Below are 22595 nucleotides of genomic sequence, written 5' to 3' on the forward strand. Positions count from 1 at the left end.
TAAAAAATTTAATGCTAAAAACAAACGAAGATACATTATGTTTCATTTGTTTTTAGAACATTGCAGCATTGAGCCACATATGTACTAAAATACTCGCCACATATCCCAACGCAATGACAGGAGTCCAACGTAAATGTGATCCGAAGGTGTAAATCCCCCTCGCCTGCCCCATTAATGCTACCCCTGCCGCACTGCCGATGGACAATAAACTGCCACCCACCCCTGCGGTTAACGTCACCAGTAACCACTGACCTAAGGCCATATCTGGATTCATAGTCAACACCGCAAACATCACCGGAATATTATCCACGACTGAAGACAACAAACCGATGGCTACGTTGGCAAAGGTCGCATCCCAATGGGAATACAAGGCCTCAGAAACGAGACTTAAATACCCCATAAAACCAAGACCACCGACGCATAACACTACCCCGTAGAAAAACAGCAATGTATCCCACTCAGCACGGGAGATCCGATTAAACACATCGAACGGCACGACACTACCTAACTGTTGAAGACGCTGTTTATCCTGACGTAACTCCGCCTTTGCTCGTTCACGAGCAACGGAGCGATCAAAGGTTTTACGCAGGTAATAACCAAAGAATTGCAAGAAGCCAAGACCTGTCATCATCCCCAGTACCGGTGGCATACCAAGGAAAGAGTGAGCACATACTGCAGTAGCAATCGTCAGTAGGAAGAGCGCAACAATACGTTTAGCGCCAGGTTTAGTGTAAACCTGCTCTTTTTCAGGCTCAGGGATATAATGCGGAATAAATATACTCATAATTGCCGCTGGCACGACAAAGTTGACTAATGCAGGAATAAATAGATGGAAAAAATCGGCAAAGTGCACTAACCCTTTTTGCCATACCATCAAGGTCGTGATATCACCAAATGGACTAAATGCGCCGCCCGCATTGGCCGCCACCACGATATTGATACAAGCGAGGGTAATAAATTTTCGCTGTCCAGCGCCAACTTTCATGACCACAGCGCACATTAATAATGCGGTGGTTAAATTATCAGCCACAGGCGAAATAAAGAAAGCCATAAAGCCTGTCAACCAAAAAACGGTTCGTAAGCTAAAACCACGTCCCACTAACCAACCGCGAATGGCATCGAATAAATTACGTTCTTCCATGGCGTTGATATAGGTCATCGCCACCAATAGGAAGAGTAATAACTCGGCATATTCCAATAAATTATGCTTAAAGGCTGCTTCAGAGACCTCTGACATGCCATTTTGCACATACACAAAACCTATCATGCCCCAAATAATGCCAGCTGCGACCAATACGGGTTTGGATTTACGCAGGTGCAGCGCCTCTTCGGCCATCACCAAAATATAGGCAAGCACGAAGACGCATACGGCAATATACCCCACTGATGCAGCGGTTAAATCGAGCCGTTCTGTTCCTTCGGTCATTGCCCAAACTGCTGGTGAGAATCCGCTCAATATTGCAACACAGAATAAGCTAAATAATGCCATTCCACTGTTTCTAAACCACCGCTGTAATTTCATCTAAATTCATCTCTGCAAGGGAAATCAGTTCGCAAATTACCATAGCTCGGGTTCTGTAAATTTTGATAAAACGCAACTTTCTATGCATTTCCCGATAACCAAAGGCGCTTAGAACATTAATTTTTGTATAACTACAGACGAAACTAATAAAGATTTAACTAACTTTGTTTCAAGTTAGTCTAAAAACAGCCAATAAAAAAGCACCTCTCGGTGCTTTTATGTTGATATCAATCACATTGATTAGAACGAATAGAGCAAGGTCATGTTGGTTTCGGTATCGGTGCTCTTTTTATTGTCCAGCGGCTCGCTGTTATAACGCACGATAATGGCAAACTTCATTGCCAAGGCGCCAATAATATTCGCAGTGAGTGAGGTTTCCGACCGCGCATCTAATTTATCACCATAGTCGGCCACAAAACGCTGTTGGAATTTTGAGGTTTCTGTGATTTCAGTTTCGAAGTTAATCACACCGTGGGCAACCACACTGTCATTGGAATCTGTGCCTTCTAACAGAGCTTGCTCTGAATCGAGGCGTTGATAGATATAACCGGGACCGATTTCAACATCTAAGAAAGTCTTGCTGGTGTCATAGAGTCTATGACCATAACCCGTTGCGCCAGATACTGTGTAGTCATAACCGGTAAAAGGGTCAACTTCGTAGTTAGCGTTGGCAAATAGATAGCTGCGGTCAGTCATCTTATAGTTGCCTTGTGCCCCCGCTAAATAGCGCTTAGCCGTGACCTCGCCAGTATCCTCTTTATATAAACCTTCTAAAAGATATTGGTTTTCCCAATCACCTAATTCGTGTTTGAAGTTTAAGCGACCTTTGTAAGATGAGGTATCTGTGTTGCCTGTGGTTAAGGTTGCACCTAGCTCGGCTTCGCCCGCGAATGTTTTATCGCCTTTAACAAAATCGGCTCCCGCATTCGCCATAAATGGCGCCGTCATCAATAGTGCAGCGGTCAGTACTTTCTTCATGTTTATCCGTTCCTGTTCCGTTTAATCCCCTAAAAATCTGCGCAATACTAACATTTACGATTGAAAAATAAAAATTCATCGATTTTTCTATTAAAGCCAAGGCATCAATAAATCCCTTAAGTATCACCAAATCCACATAAGCAGTTTAAAAATATGTCATGGAATGTCCATCATCATTAAACCTTAACAGAATAAGCAAAATCATATGTTTTTATCGAAACTTGAGGTCTAAAAACAACGCCACTATTATTTGCAGCTCTCTTGATATTAATACCAATTACTCATTAGATTTAAGGAGATACGCTGAGCACTGCCACCGTCCATTTTGCTCAAGGACTTGATAACGCAAGCCCTGATATTGCCACTCCAAGGGTAACATTCACGTACCACTATTTAGCTTCAGATAAGTTTGCGCATTCGCCCCCGAAAAGGTATCGACCCAAATCAGGCGATTTAACCAAGTGCAGGCTTTTTCTAACGGCTCTCGGCTTTGAGTCGTGGCGGTAATACTCTGCCACCCGTTATTGCTCAATTGTACTTGCAGCAAAATCTCTGCTGTTTCATCGTCAAAATACACAGGCACGGGCAACAAGTGCTTGGCTCTGTCTTCTAAACGATGACGTTGCTCAACCGCGCTGCCTTGGCGCAGTGCTTGCCAATGCGCTTGTTCCGCACTGCGACCAATTAGTAAGGGATGTGATAACACGCTGGCACATTCGCTTTCTTGCCAACTGCATTGGCTAAAGTAGTAGCGGGCTTTGTCTAAGTCGCGCTCGGTATTGAGGTAATACACGCCAAGGTTATATTGAATATCGCTATCGTAGGGATCGAGCTTAGCGGATAACTGCCAATAACGGCCGCCTAAATTTTTATTTTGCTTAACTAACCCATTGTAATAAAGCGTACCGAGATTAATAAAGAAAGGCACTTTCGTTGTCAGGAAGGCAGCTTAAATACTGTGCCTCGGCTTGTTGATATTGCTGAAGCTGCTCATAACTCGCACCTAAATTAACACACGCATCGGCACTACCCTTGGCTATCGCGCGGCGATACCACAGTTCACTCTCTGCTAACTGACCACGCTGCGCATAGCTGTATCCCAACTGATAGAGCAAACTTTGCTGACTGAACTCGTTCAGTTTATCTACATCCGCATAGGCTCGATTAAACCATTCAATCGCTAACGGGTAATGCTGCGCCTGCGCACTGTAACTGCCGAGCAAATACGCTTGATATTCCACTGGATGGCGCTCAAATAACGCAATATCCAAGCTAGCACCCTGTTGTTGCAATAAGCTAAAAGCATGCTTAAATGTAGGCGTATTTCTATCGAGCACAGACGGAAAAACAGCTTCTGTCTGTACGGCTGGCAAGGGATCTTCCGTGGCTTTTGCGGCATAGGTAAATCCATATAAGCCCACAAGCAGGAGCAAGCCAAACCTTAATTCCTGCCAAAGTGCATTACACCTCTTTATCACACCGAAAATCCCTGTATATAGTGGCTCTTAGTCAATATGATTCCAATACTCTGGCACTATATTGAATCATAAACTTGAACAAACTTTTTGATAATATTGCAATGTCGATCCAAATGTCCCGCTTGCATCAGACCCTGACCACCCAGTATTTTCAAAATTGTGTGCACTAATTGACTGCAATTTGACAGTATCACCATTAGCATTTGTACAAACGGTATCACAAAAATAACTATGCATATTACCACTATATGCATCTGAACAATATGACAACTCTTTTAAAAACCAAGGCCCCTTATTTCTCGATATAGTCCGTTGAGCTTCATTCTGACTGTTAATCTCGCCTAGTGTTTGCCTCATACTATTAATTGAATGTTTAACTAATCCTGCACCAATTAAAAAGGCCAATTCAAATTGCTTTTCTTTTATTTCTCGTCTAGCCTGCTCTTTTCTAATTTCATCGTCTCGCCTAATATAGAAATTGACAACCATAGGCACTATTTCCAGTTCTGTTTCTATTGGAGAATATTTTCCATTAAGCAAATTGCTATTCAAGAAGATTCTAATCACTAATGCAAGCTGAATATTTTCCAACTCACTAAGTTTACTTTCACTTTCACTAAGCTCTTGTAGCAGTAAAAAATAACTGTATGCATATGAAAAGTAATCTAGCCCACCACGATGAAGATATGCATTATCAATCAGATTAGAATCAAACAGCCTATCAATTGAATCAATCATTTCTTTTTCACCCGATACAATTGAAACAATATCATGATCCATTATTCTTGCTTTACTAGCATCAGCATCATAATTCGCATCAATTACTTTTCCCTTACTGATTAACACAGGATTAACTCTATACATAACAAGCAACTTCACAGAGGCTAAATTAGCCATTTTTATATCTTTATCTTTTATGCATTCTTTTATAAAAAAAGCCAACCCAGACTCAGTATCCAGTAATTTAAGTGCAGCATGCAAATCAGCTTCATCACTTGACCATTTATAGGCATTACGGTAGCCACTTGCAGAGTTTTGTTGTCGATAAATATGAATCAAACGGTGCTTTATTTCTTCTGCCTGATGAGAATCAGGATATTTTAAAAGAATATTACTTAATGCTTCAACATCATCACTCACCAAAATATCTTCATGCAAATTAATAACATCAGCTTGCTTATCTTGCTGTGTTACCCCGTCCATTGAATGCTGACTAGAGCACCCACTTAGCATCAAAGTAAAAATTAAAAAGATATTTTTGTACATGTGTTCCCGCCTTAAAACGGATTATTAATAGTGATGAGTTGTCATCTTTTTAGGATATGTAGGCACACCACGCTGAAAAACCTAACGCTGCAAATCACTTTGTTCATATAACTGCCATAGTGTTAGGCAAGGCGCTTTACCTTGATAACAGCGCAAGCGATGTTGATTTTTGGCAGAAATTGGCACTGGCTGTGATTCACGCGTCTTCTGCTGTAAGTAGGCTAGGCTGCGCTGCATGATGGCTTTATCGTCAGGGTAGTAATCAATATCGTCGATTTGCTGCAACCGCGTTTCGGCGTACGCCACGGCCTCGGTTTTATCTAAACCAAACAGCGTAATAAAGCCCAAATACTCATCGATATTCGCAATGATGTTGTCTTGCCATATGCGGGCATCGAGCAGTTCAAATCGGATCACCTGCGGCCACACCTTGGCGGCACTTTGCACATCACCGCGCGCAAGGTATTGATCGATTTGATGCTCTAGCAGCAGAGCAAAAAAGTCATCAATCACAATGCCTTTGCCACCACCATTGTCGGTAAGGTAAATCGGCACAGCATCGAGGGAGTCATCATTCTTGACCCGCATCGCCCATTGCAAGCAGTGATTATCGCTTGGCCAATCCGCCCACGGCCACCAAGGCTGGCTCGCTTTTAGCTGATGATCCAACTGCTGAAACTGCTCAAGCTGTTTTGCCATCCGGTTTTTCAGCCAAGCACTGAAGGTGATGCTTTGCTCTGCAGTGCTGCTTTGCAATAGCGTTTGCAACTCGCCACGTAAAAAAGGCCGATCCTGCTTAAAACGAAAGCGTTCGTTCAGTAATGCAAGGCGACTTTTAAGATAGTCCTGCTGTGAAAACTCATTTTGATTTTGCAGCACTTCTTGCAATAACAGGTTATCGTAAGCGAGATAAGGCAAGGGCCAATAGTCTTCACCTTGGCACAGTGCCAGCGCATACTGTTTCTGCGCCCGAGGGATGAGACGGGCGTACTCGCCCTCTTTAAGGTTTAAATAATAAGGCACTGGCATGGGAGATAGTGGATCACTATCCCCCACTATTACCGCACCACGCTCTAGCATGCTCAGCGCGTAAACCACAGCGCCAAGCAGCAATACGCCAAGTAACACCAATCCAAGCTGTATTGTTAGTTTCACTCGCAGCATCCGCATCTACTCTGCCTTTTTACCCCTTAAAATGCGCTACAAAGACGCACAGCCAAAGCCAATCACTGTCCAACACGCACCAAACGGACGCGGGGGCCGTTGTACTTACTGTAGTAGACGTAACCATCACTGAAGCCAACGTACCACGCACGGTCACTATAGCCTGCATAGGGCGAAGACGACCAGAAAACACGGCTAGGGGTGTTTGGAAAGGCAATGATATTGATTTTGGGATTGTTATATTCACTGCCATTGCAGAAGCCATTTGTATCAGTAACATACTCACCATTGGGGCGTACAGAAGGCTTACGCCCTGCTGGGCATTGCACCAGAGTATCCAACTCATCGACAGTTGGTACTCGCCAGTCGCTGTGGCCAGCATAGCTAAAACTTTGCGCGGTTTTCAGTGCCTCATTCCAAGACATTTCCATGGACAAACCTGCACAGGTGCTGCCTGTCCATTGCTGCCCAAGACTGCAACGCATCCAGATAAGGTTGGTTTGGGTATCGGTAATGGTGCCATTGCCGTTATCTCGATAGCGCCCATCAATAAGGGCTTTAGCTGGAGCGCTGGCAGGCTTGGGGGCAGTATTATTAGCATATTGGGCTTGGCATGCCTCAGTGATCGCTTTTACGGCGGCATCATGGGTAATGCCCTGCAATTTTTCGGCTAAACAACTAACATAATCACTGGCCTGCACCGGTTTTGATAAACACAAAAAACCGCACAGAGATAAGAAAAATAATACGGTCAGGGTTCGTTGACTACTCATAAGCGATCCTTGTTATTAATTAGGTTTTGGCTACCTTTTAGCTGGTGAAATAATCCGCAATATCTACCACCAGCAACGCCAAATCGTTTGGGTATAGCGGCTAAGCGAAAACACTCCATAAATCTCCCCAAAGGTCAGCGATGGCAGCAACCGCAACCACGCCTTAATCGCCCCGCGCCACTGGGTTTGGGTAAAACCTAGGTAGCGCGGGGAGCGTTTAGGCGGCTTAAGTAGCTCAGCTAAGCTTGCCGTTTTAGTCATAGCAATCACCACAGGGCTTTAGTGGCTGGCGATAAGGGCAAAAGCACCAAAAACCAATCACTGTCCGGCTCGCACCAAACGGACGAGGCTGCTGCTGCCCTTATGGTTGAAGCTGACGCCACCACTGGCGAAGTTGACGTACCACGCGTAGCTACTACTGTATGTGTATGTACTGGGCGAAGACGACCAATACTCAGCTGATGGCGTATTGGGAAACGCTTGTTTATTAATCGCAGCCACGCAGCGGTATTCGACAATCGAGGCAAGCTCATTTTTATTCGGTAAGCGCCAATCTCTGAATCCTGCCAAGCTATGTTGCGCGGCGGCCACTAAGGCCTGTTCCCAAGTGTAGGTTCTTGCCTCGCCAGTGCAATCGGTGCCATCCCAGCTTTGCCCGAGGCTGCAGCGCTGCCAGATAAGCCCGGTGGTATGGTGAGTAACGGTACCATCACCGTTATCGCTAAAATCCGTGCTTGGCGTAGTGGCTGCGATAGCCGTGTTTTCGCGACCTTCACATAAGCTGCTGGCATGGGCGTTCACGCCCAGCAGCAGCGCCAATAATACCCAAGCCCGTGGCCAGTAATGATTGATTGTCCGCATAATATCTATCCTTTATCACAAAACATTTCACGGCGGCGGGCAATAGCAGCCGCACAATGGAAGAGGATGCGCAACGCCCGTGAGACAACTGAGCCAAATAACGCATCACCTCTCCTTATTTGCCAAAAACCTATTACTGTCCGGCTCGCACCAAACGAACGTGGAAGTCGTAGAACTTAATGCCGTTGCCGACGCGACCATAGCCGAAGTTGACGCTCCACGCGATGTTACCATTGTCGGCATCGGGCGATGACGACCAATACCGACTCGAACTCCCATGTGGAAAATAGCTTTGCTCTATCGCAGGTTCAATGCGCCCATTATGGACAATGCTAAGTAACTCATTGACCGACGGCATACGCCAATCGCTGGCACCACATAAGCCTTGGCTATTAACCGCATTAACAAAGGCTTGAGTATCACAATCACTGCCTTGGCAGGTGCCACCGTTTTGCGTGCCAGCATTACCACCATTAGTGCTGTTATCGGGGTTATACCAGCTGTAGGTATAGTTGGCATCGCGTAGGCCGCCGCTGCCCGCGGGTTGTTTGACTTCCCAAATTAAACCTGTGTGGTTATCGCGCACGCAACTCCATTCGCTGGCGCTTTCGGGTAATGCGTTACCGCTGTTATCGAGCTTGGTAAAATCAAAGCCTGCCGCGCCACCACCGACTTTTTGCAACTGGCCGTTGCGCGCAAGCGCATCGCGGCCATACTCGGCATCTTGGCCCTCATAACCTTGTACAGGGCAATCCAAGTAGTTATTGCTACCATCGGCGCACCAGTCGATGCCAGTATCATTAAGTTTGCCGGTGGGCTGGGCCACTCTGCGGGTAACGAGTTGCACTTGATTACTTAAGGGGCTTTCTTTATGTGCGCCTTGGGTGGTGGCGACCATAAAATACTCGGTATCTGCCGTTAAACCGGTAAAGCGGTACTCAACTGCGCCTTTTACCGATGTGCGCCTTGCCCCTTTTAAACTGGCGTAGTTGGCAATATCGTTTAAGTCGGTAAAGCTTTCTTCGGCGAGATACAGATTGACTGCGCTGCTCTGTTCAATATTGCGCCAATTGAGGGTAATGCTGGCGCTGCCATCGGTTTCAATTTGATAACGCGGTTGCTCAAGCATTGGCGTACGTAGGCGCTCACCCACCGCAACTGTTTGGCTGACCGTGGTTTCAATCCCCGCTTGGGTGACAACGGTTAAGGTAACGGTAAAGCTACCTTCGGCATAGACATGTTCGACCAAGGTAGAACTGGTTTCTAACACCGCTGAGCCATCACCAAAGTCCCAACGATAGGTGACAATCGGGTCAAGATTGGACTGCACTATTTGGGAGACATCAAACCCAATCACATAGCCACCGTTATCGACGGGCATTTGCACTGTGCCAAAACCGACATTGCTTACGGCTGGCACAAAACTAATTTTGTGGGTAATCGCGTTAGTGGAGTGGCCATCAATTAGAACCAATACGGGTTTATCGCCCTCACGATAAATATGTTGGTAGCTGATCAGCGCCTGAGCATCACTTAGCTCGGGTTTTAACTTGAGGCTATTTGCTAATTTATCATTGTCTTCATAAATGGTTGCACCTGACTTAGTGCCATTAAACCAAGTATTAGCATACCAATCGCCAGCGCCACATCTTGTATCGTAGGCGTCAGCCATTGATGTATTGGCTATTTGGTAATCGACATATTTCAAGTCGTTTAATAGGGTGCGAGTACATAAAAAGCGGCTGGCATAGCCACGCTGATTGGTGTCAATAATCTTGGCTTCATAGAGAGATTGAGGCGGCACATTACCACTCATTAACCAAGGTGAACGAGTGGTATCGAACATATTTGGGCGTGAGAGTGCAACCTCAATATCCAACTGCTCAAGGTGTTCTAAAGCAATAACCGTATCTTTAATCACATTGGTATTACTGAGTTGCTTAACTAATTCACGCGCGCCATTATTTGCCACACGATAGATATCCACACGGCTTTGCATTGCTCCTAGCGGGTTTAATTTGCCGTCGACCAAAGCAACTGACATTTTGCCCGGTGCCCAAGCTAAATCCCAAAGAAAAGGCAATAGCTTGTTGGCAATGCTGTTACCAATGGAGACCCCTTGGCTAAGTTTGCCAGTGACATGATAAATATGTGCTCGGCCATCACTTCCCGTCATGCGTTGCAGTGCGTATTTAGCTAATATGGTTGCACCGTCGGCCCCGTCAAAAACTTGCTCCGCCATTTCGGCGCTGGCTTCTACGCCAAGCTCAAAAATCGTGCTGATCATTTTTTGCGGTTCGGCTTTAAGATCTTGATAAATATCGCTCGAATTTAGTACTAACGAGGAAAGCAAAATCACGACTCGCGCTTGGTTTAGGTCCTTAATTTGAGCTTCAAGGGATGTAATGATCTCCTTTTGCCCCTTTGCTTGCGCGATCATTAATTGTTGCCGTAATCCCTTTTGATAAGCGGCTAATGCTTGCCCGACTGGCTCCATAATATATTTAGCAATAATGATTTCGGCCGTCTTCGGATCAGCACCTTTGAGGCTTTCGGTGAATTTTTTAGCGCCAAATTTGATTAACTCATCATAGGAATCACCTGACACTTTACCTGCATCAATGTCGGCTTTTAATAATCGCTGGTATTGCTGCTTTAAGGTGCCTTTTATTGGTGAGTCATCATCCACCTCACCGGTAATAACTTCCAGTTTTTCGAGTCCCGTGAAAATGATTTCACTGTCGTGTAGGGTATATTCCAGCCAAGGGTAATCGGCCGCATTAATATTAGCAGCATCAACAAAGTTGCTAAGGATATCCCGTGAAAGTTTTACATAGTCAATAAAATCAGCGTATTTATTCCAAAACTTTTGATCTCTTGCATTTCTGACATAATCGGCAAAATGGGCAAACCTATCCAATGATTGTTGAAACTGGTTGCGTTTTTTAGCTGTAGATATTGGCCCCCCAGTGACGGTATTGGCGGCAATATCAACAACCACTAACGTATTTAATGCCAATAGCGCGACCATATCGGCAAAGTCTTCTCCTTCCATGCTTTCATTATCATTATACTCATTCACCAAGCCCACTAAACTAATGCCTTTGAGGGTCAGCTCAGCATTTTGCCAACCGTTAGCCGTTGGCAGTACCTTAGGTAATTCAAGCTCAGTGCTTTCGTATTTCCGCTGCGGCAGCTTTAACTCAACCTTAGGAAAAAAACCATCGAGTTCAAGATCGGCCACATCAAAGTCGATACGTTGACTAGAAGCACTCACTAAATGACGCCCCGTTTGGTATTCGGTTTTAGGATCGTAACCGCGCAATAAATAATAGGTGAGGTAACCGCTATTAACGGTCAATTTGCCTGAATCATCTAAGGTGAAATTAATATTGTCATTTAAACGGTACTGCGTTTGCGCTTGTGCACTTCCCATTGCCATGGTGATGGCAAACATACCGATACTGGCTGCGACTTTGAGTTTAAACCCTTTCATCCTTATTCTCCCGCCACCAATAAACCATCAACATTTAAAGAACTGGCAATGCGCTCAGAAATGATCGCCGCCACTGCGCTACAGCTTCTATCCATTGGGCAAGGATTACCGTTTTGTAACTGCTCGCTAAGCTCACTCACTAATTGCGGGAAGGTTTGATGCGCGCGTATACGGCGGTTGAGTTCAGCTCGGTCGGTAAAATCAGCACCGTAAAAATGGTTGCTGCTTAAAACAAATACCACTGCGCTGCTTTCTACCGTCACCTCAGTGGTTGGTTGATTGGCGAGTTTTAGCCCTAGCATTAAAGGCTCGCCAGTGTGATCAATTAGCGTTAACAATTGATTTTGCTCGGGTAACGTGGCGATACTTGCTTCGGCTAGGTTGTTATCGAGGGATTTGGCGTAGGCATCGTTTACTAAAAACAAGGGTTGTTGCTGTTGCTCAGGGCTTAAGGCTTGAGTACCTATCTGTACATTGGTGAAATTTGCCGCTAATGCAAAATGGGCTTTTATGCTGCAATCAGCCGAGCCACTTTGGATAACATAGGTATTCTCCTTTAAGGTGCCATCGCAGCCACTCACTGTATCGACTCGATAACCTGGATTAGGCGTAAGGGTAAAAGATGCGCTTTGACCATGGTTTACCAGTTGGCTTTCAGGCGAAATAATCCCTCCCTCACTCGCACTGGCGGTAACGGTATAAGCAACAGGGGTAAAGCTAGCGTTAACCGTACAAGCACTCGTCACTGGTGAGCTGGTATAGGTATTGCCGCTTAAGTTTCCCTCACATCCCGTCACATTGGCGATGATAAAACCCGTTTGTGGGGTGAGAGTAAATTGCCCTTGCTGACCATACTCTAGTTGCAATTGCGTCGGAATAATCTGGCCGTTGCCCGTGATCTTTGTATCTATTTGATAGCGATTACGCGTAAAAGTGGGGGTAATTTGGCAACTTTGCTGCACATTTTTAACCTGGTAAATATCGCCTTGTCGCTCACCATCACAGCCAGTGATCTGGTCAATGGAATAGCCAGGATTGGCGCTAATCACAAAGCTGGCTGAACCGCCTTTGTTGAGTTCAAGCTGTACGGGCAGTATCGAGCCGCCCTCTGAGGCGACCGAACTGATAGTGACCCGAGTAACGCCACCACCATTATCCGGTTGCTCTGGTGAAGGATTAGCCCCTGCGTCATCTCCGCCACAGCCAGAAAGTACGCCACTGAACATGGCAAACAAGGCTATTGAAAATGCCTGTGTAATTGGTTTTTTCGCTCGAATCACGGTTATTCCCTTTTCTGCTTTATCTGTTATTGCCAAGCCAAAGTCCACCAAGTGCTATCGTGATACTCAACAGCCCATTGACATTGAGTATTGAAATAGCGGTCTCTCGCGATAACAGATTAACGACTGAAAAATAAAGAACTTGTATGTGAACTCAGCGGGGGATTGAACGCAATCACCTTGGCGTATTAGTCCGAATAGTTGGCGTAAAAGTGCGAATAAATAATGCGGTTTAGGTGTCAGCCTTTTGTTTTATGCTTATTTCTTTCTTGTATTGATGACGTTAAGATAGGCGCGCATTTGTAGAAAAATGGATACTGAGCGGATATGCGTCAGTTAGCCGCGTGTGATTGATGTATGGGTTACGGCGTATTGAGAAGGCGTTAGCATGTTTGCTGATTTTACGGTTTTCAGTTGGGTATTGTTCGTTATCTCCGCGCTATGCCTCATCCTTGCCGGGGCAACACTTAAAATCCGTTATCAAGCGGTCACGATTTGGTTTATTGGGCTGCTGCTGGCTTACGCGATTCAAGCCTTTGGTTATGCTTTTGAACTGACAAGCCATGAGCTAGATTCAATTAAATTTTGGCTCAATATTGAATTTGTAGGTGCCTGCTTTATTCCTACCTGTGTAGTCTTGTTTGCGGTGAGTTATCAGACCCGAACCTCGCCACCTTTATGGTTAGTGAGCAGTTTGCTTTCGATCAGTGCCATAGTGCTATTAGGCCAATTAACCAATGATTTGCATGGGCTAGGCTTTAATATTGTCGGGCTAGAAAAAGTGGATAACATCACTGTCACGACCAATCATTTAGGATGGCTGTACTTAGCTTATTCGCTCTATATTCATTTGGCCGTTATCGTGAGTGTGATTATTTTTATCCGCTGCATGCAAAATACACATCCAGTATTAAGACCACAGATTTTACTCATTCTGGTCGGCATTACTTTAACTTGGCTGAACTATATTTGGACGCTTTTTGGCAATACTCCCTACGGCCTTGATATAGGTACTTTTGGTTTTATCTTTTGTACTATCGCCTTTGCGATAAGCGTGTTTCGTTATGACTTAATTAAACTCACCCCCATTGCACGGGATCAAATATTTCACCAAGTTGAACAAGGTTATATCGTGATTGATGAGCAATCGCGCTTAATTGACTATAACCCAAAGGCAAAAATCTTCTTGCCAGCACTATCGACGGGGAAAATAGGTCAACCATTAAGTAGTTTTATTGACCCATCGCTAGTGGCTGATAACCAAACTAAGGTGATCAGATTAAACGATGGTAAAAGAGTCCAAATACAGCGTTCACTCATGGGAAAAGACGCCGCCATGGCGATTGGCAGTGTGATTATGCTGTCCGATGTCACCGAAAAAGAGCAACTGCTCGAAGAAATGGAAAGAATCGCCAATACCGACTCATTAACGGGCTGCCATAACCGCCATGCATTACATTGCCGACTTAAACAACAAATTATTGAAAGTCGCCACCAGTTAACGCCGCTTTCTATTGTTGTATTGGATATTGTCGGCTTTCGTAAAGTGAATGAAGTTCACGGCTATACTGTTGGCGATATGCGCCTAAAACAGCTAAGCCATATCCTCAGTCATCACTTACCCAGTGATGCCATATTAACTCGTTATATTGGCGATATTTTTATTATTATTTTACCCCGCTATTGGTTAGAGGATGCCAATCAACTCGCGCTGCAACTAGCAGATAAAGCCAAACAACTGACCTCACTTGCTATCAGCACTTTTTGTGTTCAACACCTCTCTGAAGAAAGCGATCGACAAGTTATTGATCGCCTCTTAGGTGAGGCCATGCAATTAAAAAAACTTAAGCCAAGTTTGGCGGTTTAGTACTGGCATCCTTTTTAAATTGGCTGGGCGTTACCCCATATTCCGCTCTAAAGACGCGGCCAAAGTAATTTTGACTGGTAAAACCTGCATAGTAGGCCGCTTCTTTAACGCTGTGCCCTGCGACTAAAGCATCCTTAGCGATTTGTAATTGGGTTTGCTTTAAATATTGAGAATATGACAAGCCAAATACGCTTTGTACCCGCCGCTGCAATGAGCGGCTACTGGTATGAAACTGCTGTGCAACAAACTCAACCGTCAATTCCTGTGTGGTAATGTGCAGATCAATCACCCATCTTAAACGTTTAGCGAATTGTTCATCGAGGCTTTCTGTTGTGCTTAGCACAGGTGCAGAAGAGGGTTCTTGCACAGAATTTGTGGCTAAGGAAAGCGATAACATTTGCTGCTGCACAAGGCGCCTATTTTCAATTAAAGCATTTAACCTCACCACCAATAATGCGGGATCGCTGTTTTTGCTGACATAATCATCAGCATAACACTGCCATGCCTGTAAGCGCTGCTGCGGATCATCAACCGCAGTTAACATCACAAACGGAATAGCGGCATATTCAGGCTGATGTTTGAGTGTTGATAACCAACTGGCCGCATCGCCATCACTTAACTGGGTATCGCACAGGATTAATTCTGCGCCCTGTTCATCTAACTCATATTGCGCTCCTTGCCATGTTTGGCAAAGAGTGAGCCGAAAATCCGCCGCTAAGTGGTAATAAAGCCAATCCATAAACTCTGGTTCGCTCTCGACGATCAATATTTTAGCTTTGCTTTCATCGGCAATATGGTGCTTTAGATATCTGAAATCCGGCGTAAATAGCGGTAATTCATAGACAGTCGCTGGTAGGCATAGCGTATATTGCGCTATTGATTGTGAGCTATGCAGGCAACAGAGTTCCCCTCCATTTTCTTCCACCTGTTTTTTTAGCAGCAGGTAGCTGTCATCGGCATATTCTTCCCGCGTAGCCTCGACGTTACCCGTTAAGGTTAAGCGAAGCCCTTGCTGTGACTCTATCTCAAGTACATAGCCAGCTAAGCCTGTCGATTGTCTGACGTCCTGACAAAACTTATTAAAGACTTTTTCTAACAGTTCGAGATGGGTTTGAACAAGCAGATCGGGGATTTCACTGATATGAATGGGTAAAGGTTGTTGGCTTTTTGCCTTTTCGAAACTTAACTGATTTTTTAGCCAAGGTTGCAACAAAAATGGTGAGGATAACATCTGGCGAGATGACTCATTCCACTGCTTTGTACTCTCGAGTAACTGATTGATTCGCAGCAATAGTACATTCATCTCATCAGTATGGGTCTGAGTGTTGGCAATATAGGGTGCTAACCAAGTGACATTTTTTGTTATTTCAGTAAATAGCTGACTAAAGGTGCGCTGTTCACATTCACGTTGTTGCCTAAGCGATTGTATTATTTGATTAGCCTGAGTAAGTTCAGTCTGAAATGACTTCACCTTTGCTTGGTAAGTTATCGTGAGTTTGACTAGATAAACACAAAAAACCAAGATGCTTAACAGCAACAGAAACCCAAAAAATGAGGACAACAGTACTTCTCCAGACATTCCATTCAACAAATCGATAATTTAGCTCGGTTATTGTGAAGATTTTTCGACTATTGGCAATCCAATTGACTCGATCAAAATCACATAACCCCACCAAAGATACTTAACATACAAAACCCAAAGCCAACATAAGTATCAGAAAAAAACGCATTCAAGTTATAATAAAAAGTAGCTAACTTATTAAAGTAAAATAAAAAAGCCCGCTAATCAGCGGGCTTTGAAAAGTGATTTAAAGCTTACAGATTGATCTTAGGATCTAAGGCACCTGATTGATACGCTTTGTACATTGCTTGTAAAGACAAAGGCTTAATCTTAGAAGCTTGACCCGCACAACCAAAGGCTTCGTAGCGAACGGTACAGATGTCTGCCATCGCTTCCATAGAGGCTTTCAGGAACTTACGTGGGTCGAACTCGCTTGGGTGTTCGGCCAAGTATTTACGTACTGCACCAGTAGACGCTAAGCGCAGGTCGGTATCGATGTTCACTTTACGCACGCCGTGTTTGATACCTTCAACGATTTCTTCTAATGGCACACCGTAAGTTTCAGGAATTTGACCACCGTATTGGTTGATGATTTTAAGCCATTCTTGCGGCACTGAAGATGAACCGTGCATCACTAAGTGAGTGTTAGGAATGCGGGCATGGATTTCTTTGATGCGGTCGATACGCAGTACATCACCCGTTGGTTTACGGCTGAACTTGTATGCACCGTGGCTAGTACCAATTGCAATCGCTAGCGCATCAACATGGGTATCGGCAACAAAGCGTGCCGCTTCTTCTGGGCTGGTCAGCAGTTGATCGTGGCTCAATACTCCTTCTGCGCCCACACCGTCTTCTTCACCGGCTGTACCGGTTTCTAAGCTGCCTAAACAACCGATTTCGCCCTCAACAGACACACCACACGCGTGGGCGAATGCTACGGTTCTGCGAGTTACATCAACGTTGTACTCGTAAGAAGCAGGGGTTTTACCATCGGCCATTAATGAGCCGTCCATCATTACTGATGACATACCTAATTGGATAGAACGCTGACAGATATCAGGGTCAGTACCATGGTCTTGGTGAATACAGACTGGGATATCGGGATACTGCTCAAGTGCAGCCGTCATCAGGTATTTTAAGAATTGTGGACGCGCATATTTACGCGCACCCGCAGAGGCTTGCACGATAACAGGGCTGTCGGTGGCTTCTGCGGCCTGCATGATGGCGCGCATTTGCTCAAGGTTGTTTACGTTGAACGCTGGCACACCGTATCCATGCTCTGCCGCGTGATCGAGTAGTTGTCGTAGGGAAATTAACGCCATTTTTTTAACTCCAATAATAGGGTGACTTCACATTAACGCTGGGTCACCGAGGTCGCTATCGTTTGGATGGATTTTTATGCTCAATCGCTCTAGTGATGTGTAAATCCCTTTAGAGAAGGAGCGGTTTTTTTATAATTTTTTATCATTTTTGTGCTGTCGCGGCGCAGTGCCGCGACAGCGCAATACCTAACTCAATGTTAGGCACCGCGTTTTTTCAACATAGCTACAGCGGGTAACTCTTTACCTTCGAGGAACTCGAGGAAAGCACCACCACCAGTAGAGATGTAAGAGACTTTATCGGCGATACCGTATTTATCGACCGCCGCTAAGGTGTCACCACCGCCAGCGATAGAGAAGGCTTTAGAATCAGCGATAGCTTGCGCGATACGCTTAGTGCCTTCACCGAATTGGTCGAACTCGAACACGCCCACAGGGCCGTTCCATACGATAGTGCCAGCAGACTCAATGATTTTCGCTAAGGCTTCGGCGCTGTCGGGACCGATGTCGAAAATCATGTCGCTATCGCCTACTTCATTGACCGCTTTTAAGGTCGCAGCAGCTGTAGGGCTAAACTCACCCGCAACAACCACATCAGTAGGCACAGGAATGTCGCCACCGCGGCTTTGGGCGTTCGCCACTAAGCGCTTAGCTTCATCAATTAAATCCGCTTCGTATAAGGATTTACCTACATTGTGGCCCGCCGCAGCGATAAAGGTATTGGCGATACCACCGCCAACCACTAATTGATCCACAATACCGGATAAACTTTCTAGCACAGTCAGCTTAGTTGACACTTTAGAGCCGCCAACAATTGCCACTAATGGACGCGCTGGATTATCTAACGCCTTACCTAAAGCATCTAACTCTTGGGCCAGTAATGGACCAGCACAGGCGATTGGCGCGTATAAACCAACGCCATTGGTTGAGGCTTCTGCGCGGTGAGCCGTGCCAAAAGCATCCATCACATACACATCACATAAGGCTGCCATTTTCTTTGACAGCACTTCATCGTTTTTCTTCTCGCCTTTGTTAAAGCGAACGTTTTCAAACACAACCACTTCGCCTACCGCAACTTCAACGCCGTCTAAATAGTCGGTCGCTAAACGGACGGTGCAAGACAGGGCTTTGGCCAAGTAATCGACTACAGGTTGCATGGAGAATTCACTGTTGTACTCACCTTCGGTTGGACGACCTAAGTGAGACATCACCATTACCGCCGCGCCTTTAGCAAGGGCTAACTCGATAGTAGGGAGTGAGGCACGCAGACGTGCATCACTGGTGACGACGCCGTTGCTGACAGGCACATTGAGATCTTCACGAATAAGCACTCGCTTACCTTGGAGATCTAAATCTGACATATTGATAATTGCCATGGTAACGCTTCCTTTTATAATCAAAAAACAAACTGGTTTTTCATCAATCGGTTAGTGTAGATGGCGATTCGGCACTCGACATCCCGTCGAATTGGCCACTACGCTTTAACCCATTGGTATCAATTCTTATCTTCAGCTTTGTTTAGCTGCAATCATCGCCAAACTGGTATCTAACATGCGATTGGCAAAGCCCCACTCGTTATCGCACCACAGCAACAGTTTAACCAACTGCCCTGCGCTCACCCGAGTCTGGGTGCCATCGACAATACTGGAGCGCGGATCATGGTTAAAATCACAGGATACCAGCGGCTCGTCAGTATAGCCTAAGATGCCGTTAAATCGTCCATTGGCGGCCAATTCTAACACTTGATTGACGGTCGCAATATCCACTGTTTTATCTAATGTTACCGAAAGATCGATAGCGGTAACGTTGATCGTGGGAACGCGCACCGAAATCGCCTCAAACTTGTCCTTCATATGCGGCAAAATCCGCTCAATACCGCGGGCAAGTTTAGTGTCGACAGGGATAATTGACTGCCCAGCCGCTCGGGTGCGGCGTAAGTCATCATGATAGGCATCAATCACTTGCTGATCGTTCATCGCCGAATGAATGGTGGTAATCGCGCCACTTTTCACGCCAAAGTGTTTATCCAGTACATCAATCACAGGCACGATACAGTTGGTGGTACAAGAAGCATTGGAGACCACAGTATGCTCGGCGCGCAGTAAGTCTTGATTCACACCGTAAACGATAGTGCCGTCGACATCGGCCGATGAAGGATGACTGATTAAGACTTGTTTGGCACCCGCGTGGATATGGGCCTCGCAGCTTTGTCGATCTAAAATGGCACCTGTCGCTTCATAGACGATATCGATGTCCATCTCGCGCCAAGGTAGCTTGGCTGGATCAGGTTCATGGAGAATTTTGATGGCGTCATCGCCGATCAGCATCTGATCATCGACTAATTTGACTCTGGGCTGAAATCGACCGTGGGTAGTATCGTACTGGGTCAAATGGACAATGGCTTCAGGCTTAGCCAACTCATTGATTGCGACAATTTGGATTTGCTGGCGTTTTCCGGACTCATATAAAGCACGAAGGATTGAGCGGCCAATACGACCATAACCATTGATTGCGACTCGGATCATTGAGGTCTTTATTTCCTCTTAACAATACTGCATATACAAAAACGGCCTGCAAACGATTGCAGGCCGCATTATACAGATTAACCTTTCAAAAGTTTAACCTTTTGTCGGTAATCCCATCACCTAAACAATTAGCCTAGTGATTTTGCAGCGTTCAGCACATTTTCAACGGTGAAACCGAAGTGCTTCAGCAGCACGTTGCCTGGCGCAGACTCACCAAAAGTAGTCATGCCCACAACTGTGCCTTCGAAACCAACATACTTGTACCAGAAGTCAGTATGGGCCGCTTCGATAGCAATACGTTTAGTTACGGCTTTTGGCAGTACAGATTCTTTGTAAGCAGCATCTTGCTTATCAAACTCAGTGTTTGATGGCATAGATACCACGCGAACTTGTTTGCCTTGTTCAGTCAGGGCCGCAGCAGCTTCTACCGCCAATTGCACTTCACTACCAGTAGCGATCAGAATGTACTCAGGTGTACCTGCACAGTCTTGCAGTACGTAAGCGCCTTTTGCCACATTGGCTAATTGCTCAGCAGTACGTGCTTGAGCCTTCAGGTTTTGACGGCTGAAGATCAGTGATGTTGGAGCATGGCGACGTTCGATAGCCGCTTTCCACGCTACTGCGGTTTCAGCCGCGTCACATGGGCGCCATACCGCCATGTTTGGCGTCATACGCAGGTTAGCTAATTGCTCAACGGGTTGGTGAGTTGGGCCGTCTTCACCTTGACCGATAGAGTCATGGGTGTAAACGAAGATGTTTTGAATGCCCATCAGTGCAGACATACGTACAGCGTTGCGTGCGTATTCCATGAACATCATGAAAGTCGCGCCGTAGTTGATGAAACCACCGTGCAGAGACACACCGTTCATGATGCCGCTCATACCGAATTCACGCACACCGTAGTACACGTAGTTACCCGCTGGATCGTCTTGAATCCCTTTAGAACCTGCCCACAAGGTGAGGTTAGAACCCGCTAAGTCTGCTGAGCCGCCTAACAGTTCAGGCAGCATAGCGCCAAAGGCTGCAATCGCGTTTTGTGACGCTTTACGGCTCGCAATACCTTCGCCTTTGGCTTGGCATTCTTGGATAAAGGCTTGTGCTTTGGCTTCGAAATCGGCTGGTAATTCACCTTTCAGTACACGGCGCTCATATTCTGCCGCCAGTTCTGGATATGCTTTAGCGTAAGCGGCAAACTTATCGTTCCATGCCGCTTCACGGGCGGCTCCCACTTCTTTAGCATCCCAACCAGCGTATACATCGGCAGGGATTTCGAATGGCGCATGTGGCCAGCCTAAGAATTCACGGGCCGCGGCGATTTCCGCATCACCTAATGGCGCGCCGTGGCAATCGTGGCTGCCAGATTTGTTTGGCGAACCAAAACCGATAATGGTTTTGCAGCAGATCATGGTTGGTTTATCGGTGACCGCTTTAGCCGCTTCGATAGCAGCGCGAATCGCATCGCTATCGTGACCATCTACGTCAGCAATCACGTGCCAGCCGTATGATTCGAAACGTTTTGGCGTGTCATCGGTAAACCAGCCTTCAACATGGCCGTCGATAGAGATGCCGTTGTCATCCCAAAATGCGATCAGTTTGCCTAGGCCTAAGGTACCAGCCAGAGAACACGCTTCGTGGGAAATACCTTCCATCAAGCAGCCATCGCCAAGGAAGCAGTAAGTGTAGTGGTCAACAATCTCGTGACCTTCACGGTTAAACTGTGCCGCTAAGGTTTTTTCTGCAATCGCCATACCCACAGCGTTGCTGATCCCCGCACCTAATGGACCCGTGGTGGTTTCAACACCTGGGGTGTAACCGTATTCAGGGTGACCTGGGGTTTTAGAATGTAACTGACGGAATTGCTTCAGTTCATCCATTGGCAGGTCGTAGCCAGTGAGGTGTAATAAAGAGTAGATCAGCATAGAGCCGTGACCGTTAGAGAGGATAAAGCGATCTCTATCGACCCATTTCGGATTGTTCGGGTTGTGCTTAAGGAAATCATTCCACAGCACTTCAGCAATATCTGCCATGCCCATTGGGGCGCCTGGGTGGCCTGAGTTTGCTTTTTGAACTGCATCCATACTTAACGCACGGATTGCGTTGGCGAGTACTTTACGGGAAGACATGCTCTCTCCTGCTTAATTTGTGGGGTCTAGCGGGCAATTTGGACGCATATTTTCCCCTACATAGCGAAGCGACGCAAACGAAAATTCATCACAATCTCGCCTTACCATCGCCAATAGAACTTTTTGCGATAAAAAATGGCTTAAGGATGAACTATTCAAGCCAATGATTCGTAGTTTAAGTCGCTATGACAATACTCTGTACAATTTCCCCCAAAGCACGTCTCGGTGGAAAAGAGGAAATGCCGCCGCGTATCCTTAACGGAATTAGATGGATTTTAAACACTTTTAATTAATTATTTTCAATCAGTTAAATGACTAACATGCTTTTTAGTTCAAATTTTAAAGCTGAGATTTACCTCACTAAGTACAGAAATATTTAGCT

General features: G+C 45.7%; 17 protein-coding genes. 1 reads left to right on the top strand and 16 read right to left on the bottom strand.

Annotation, left to right across the window (positions count from 1 at the left end):
* Positions 1-52: 52 nt before the first annotated feature.
* From nhaD to MMG82_RS07600, 11 genes are all read right to left on the bottom strand, one after another.
* Entirely contained in the window at positions 53-1522 is a 1470-nt protein-coding gene (nhaD, locus tag MMG82_RS07550; protein ID WP_047539845.1) for a sodium:proton antiporter NhaD, read from the bottom strand.
* A gap of 240 nt (positions 1523-1762) precedes the next feature.
* Entirely contained in the window at positions 1763-2500 is a 738-nt protein-coding gene (locus tag MMG82_RS07555) for a DUF481 domain-containing protein (RefSeq protein ID WP_037414718.1), read from the bottom strand.
* A 379-nt stretch (positions 2501-2879) separates the two neighbouring features.
* Complete coding sequence (locus MMG82_RS07560; protein WP_241406686.1) at positions 2880-3428, bottom strand: hypothetical protein; 549 nt, start codon at positions 3426-3428, stop codon at positions 2880-2882.
* Positions 3412-3978 carry a hypothetical protein gene (locus tag MMG82_RS07565; RefSeq protein ID WP_241406687.1) on the bottom strand — a complete coding sequence of 189 codons (567 nt, stop codon included), beginning with the start codon at positions 3976-3978 and terminating at the stop codon, positions 3412-3414. Before MMG82_RS07565 ends, MMG82_RS07560 begins: the two co-directional genes overlap by 17 nt.
* Before the next feature lie 66 nt (positions 3979-4044).
* Positions 4045-5244: a hypothetical protein gene (locus MMG82_RS07570; protein WP_047539847.1), complete on the bottom strand. Its 1200-nt coding sequence runs from the start codon at positions 5242-5244 to the stop codon at positions 4045-4047.
* A gap of 81 nt (positions 5245-5325) precedes the next feature.
* Entirely contained in the window at positions 5326-6399 is a 1074-nt protein-coding gene (locus MMG82_RS07575) for a hypothetical protein (protein ID WP_241406688.1), read from the bottom strand.
* 71 nt (positions 6400-6470) lie between these two features.
* Entirely contained in the window at positions 6471-7181 is a 711-nt protein-coding gene (locus MMG82_RS07580; protein ID WP_047539849.1) for a DUF1566 domain-containing protein, read from the bottom strand.
* A gap of 63 nt (positions 7182-7244) precedes the next feature.
* Entirely contained in the window at positions 7245-7442 is a 198-nt protein-coding gene (locus MMG82_RS07585; protein ID WP_047539851.1) for a hypothetical protein, read from the bottom strand.
* A 57-nt stretch (positions 7443-7499) separates the two neighbouring features.
* Positions 7500-8042 (bottom strand): DUF1566 domain-containing protein, encoded by a 543-nt coding sequence (locus tag MMG82_RS07590; protein WP_047539853.1) that lies wholly within the window; start codon positions 8040-8042, stop codon positions 7500-7502.
* Positions 8043-8175: 133 nt separating this feature from the next.
* Entirely contained in the window at positions 8176-11538 is a 3363-nt protein-coding gene (locus tag MMG82_RS07595; protein WP_241406689.1) for a DUF1566 domain-containing protein, read from the bottom strand.
* Positions 11539-11540: 2 nt separating this feature from the next.
* Positions 11541-12818, bottom strand: a complete 1278-nt coding sequence (locus MMG82_RS07600) for a hypothetical protein (RefSeq protein WP_047539857.1) — start codon at positions 12816-12818, stop codon at positions 11541-11543.
* 388 nt (positions 12819-13206) lie between these two features.
* Here MMG82_RS07600 and MMG82_RS07605 point away from each other — a divergent pair, with 388 nt between their 5' ends.
* Positions 13207-14685 (top strand): histidine kinase N-terminal 7TM domain-containing protein, encoded by a 1479-nt coding sequence (locus MMG82_RS07605; protein ID WP_047539859.1) that lies wholly within the window; start codon positions 13207-13209, stop codon positions 14683-14685.
* On the opposite strand, the gene MMG82_RS07610 is transcribed toward MMG82_RS07605, so the two are convergent.
* The 5 genes from MMG82_RS07610 to tkt form a co-directional block, all read right to left on the bottom strand.
* A complete protein-coding gene (locus MMG82_RS07610) occupies positions 14663-16156 on the bottom strand; it encodes a helix-turn-helix domain-containing protein (RefSeq protein WP_239642771.1) in 1494 nt (497 codons plus the stop codon). The genes MMG82_RS07605 and MMG82_RS07610 overlap by 23 nt on opposite strands.
* Positions 16157-16500: 344 nt before the next feature.
* Positions 16501-17568 carry a class II fructose-bisphosphate aldolase gene (gene fba / locus MMG82_RS07615; RefSeq protein WP_011071213.1) on the bottom strand — a complete coding sequence of 356 codons (1068 nt, stop codon included), beginning with the start codon at positions 17566-17568 and terminating at the stop codon, positions 16501-16503.
* 197 nt (positions 17569-17765) lie between these two features.
* Entirely contained in the window at positions 17766-18941 is a 1176-nt protein-coding gene (locus MMG82_RS07620; RefSeq protein WP_047539863.1) for a phosphoglycerate kinase, read from the bottom strand.
* A 132-nt stretch (positions 18942-19073) separates the two neighbouring features.
* Positions 19074-20090: an erythrose-4-phosphate dehydrogenase gene (epd, locus tag MMG82_RS07625; protein ID WP_172587374.1), complete on the bottom strand. Its 1017-nt coding sequence runs from the start codon at positions 20088-20090 to the stop codon at positions 19074-19076.
* Between the two features lie 128 nt (positions 20091-20218).
* Positions 20219-22213, bottom strand: a complete 1995-nt coding sequence (gene tkt, locus MMG82_RS07630; protein WP_241406690.1) for a transketolase — start codon at positions 22211-22213, stop codon at positions 20219-20221.
* Positions 22214-22595 lie beyond the last annotated feature (382 nt).

The sequence above is a fragment of the Shewanella sp. MM_2022_3 genome (assembly GCF_022557375.1).
GTDB classification, from domain to species: domain Bacteria; phylum Pseudomonadota; class Gammaproteobacteria; order Enterobacterales; family Shewanellaceae; genus Shewanella; species Shewanella xiamenensis.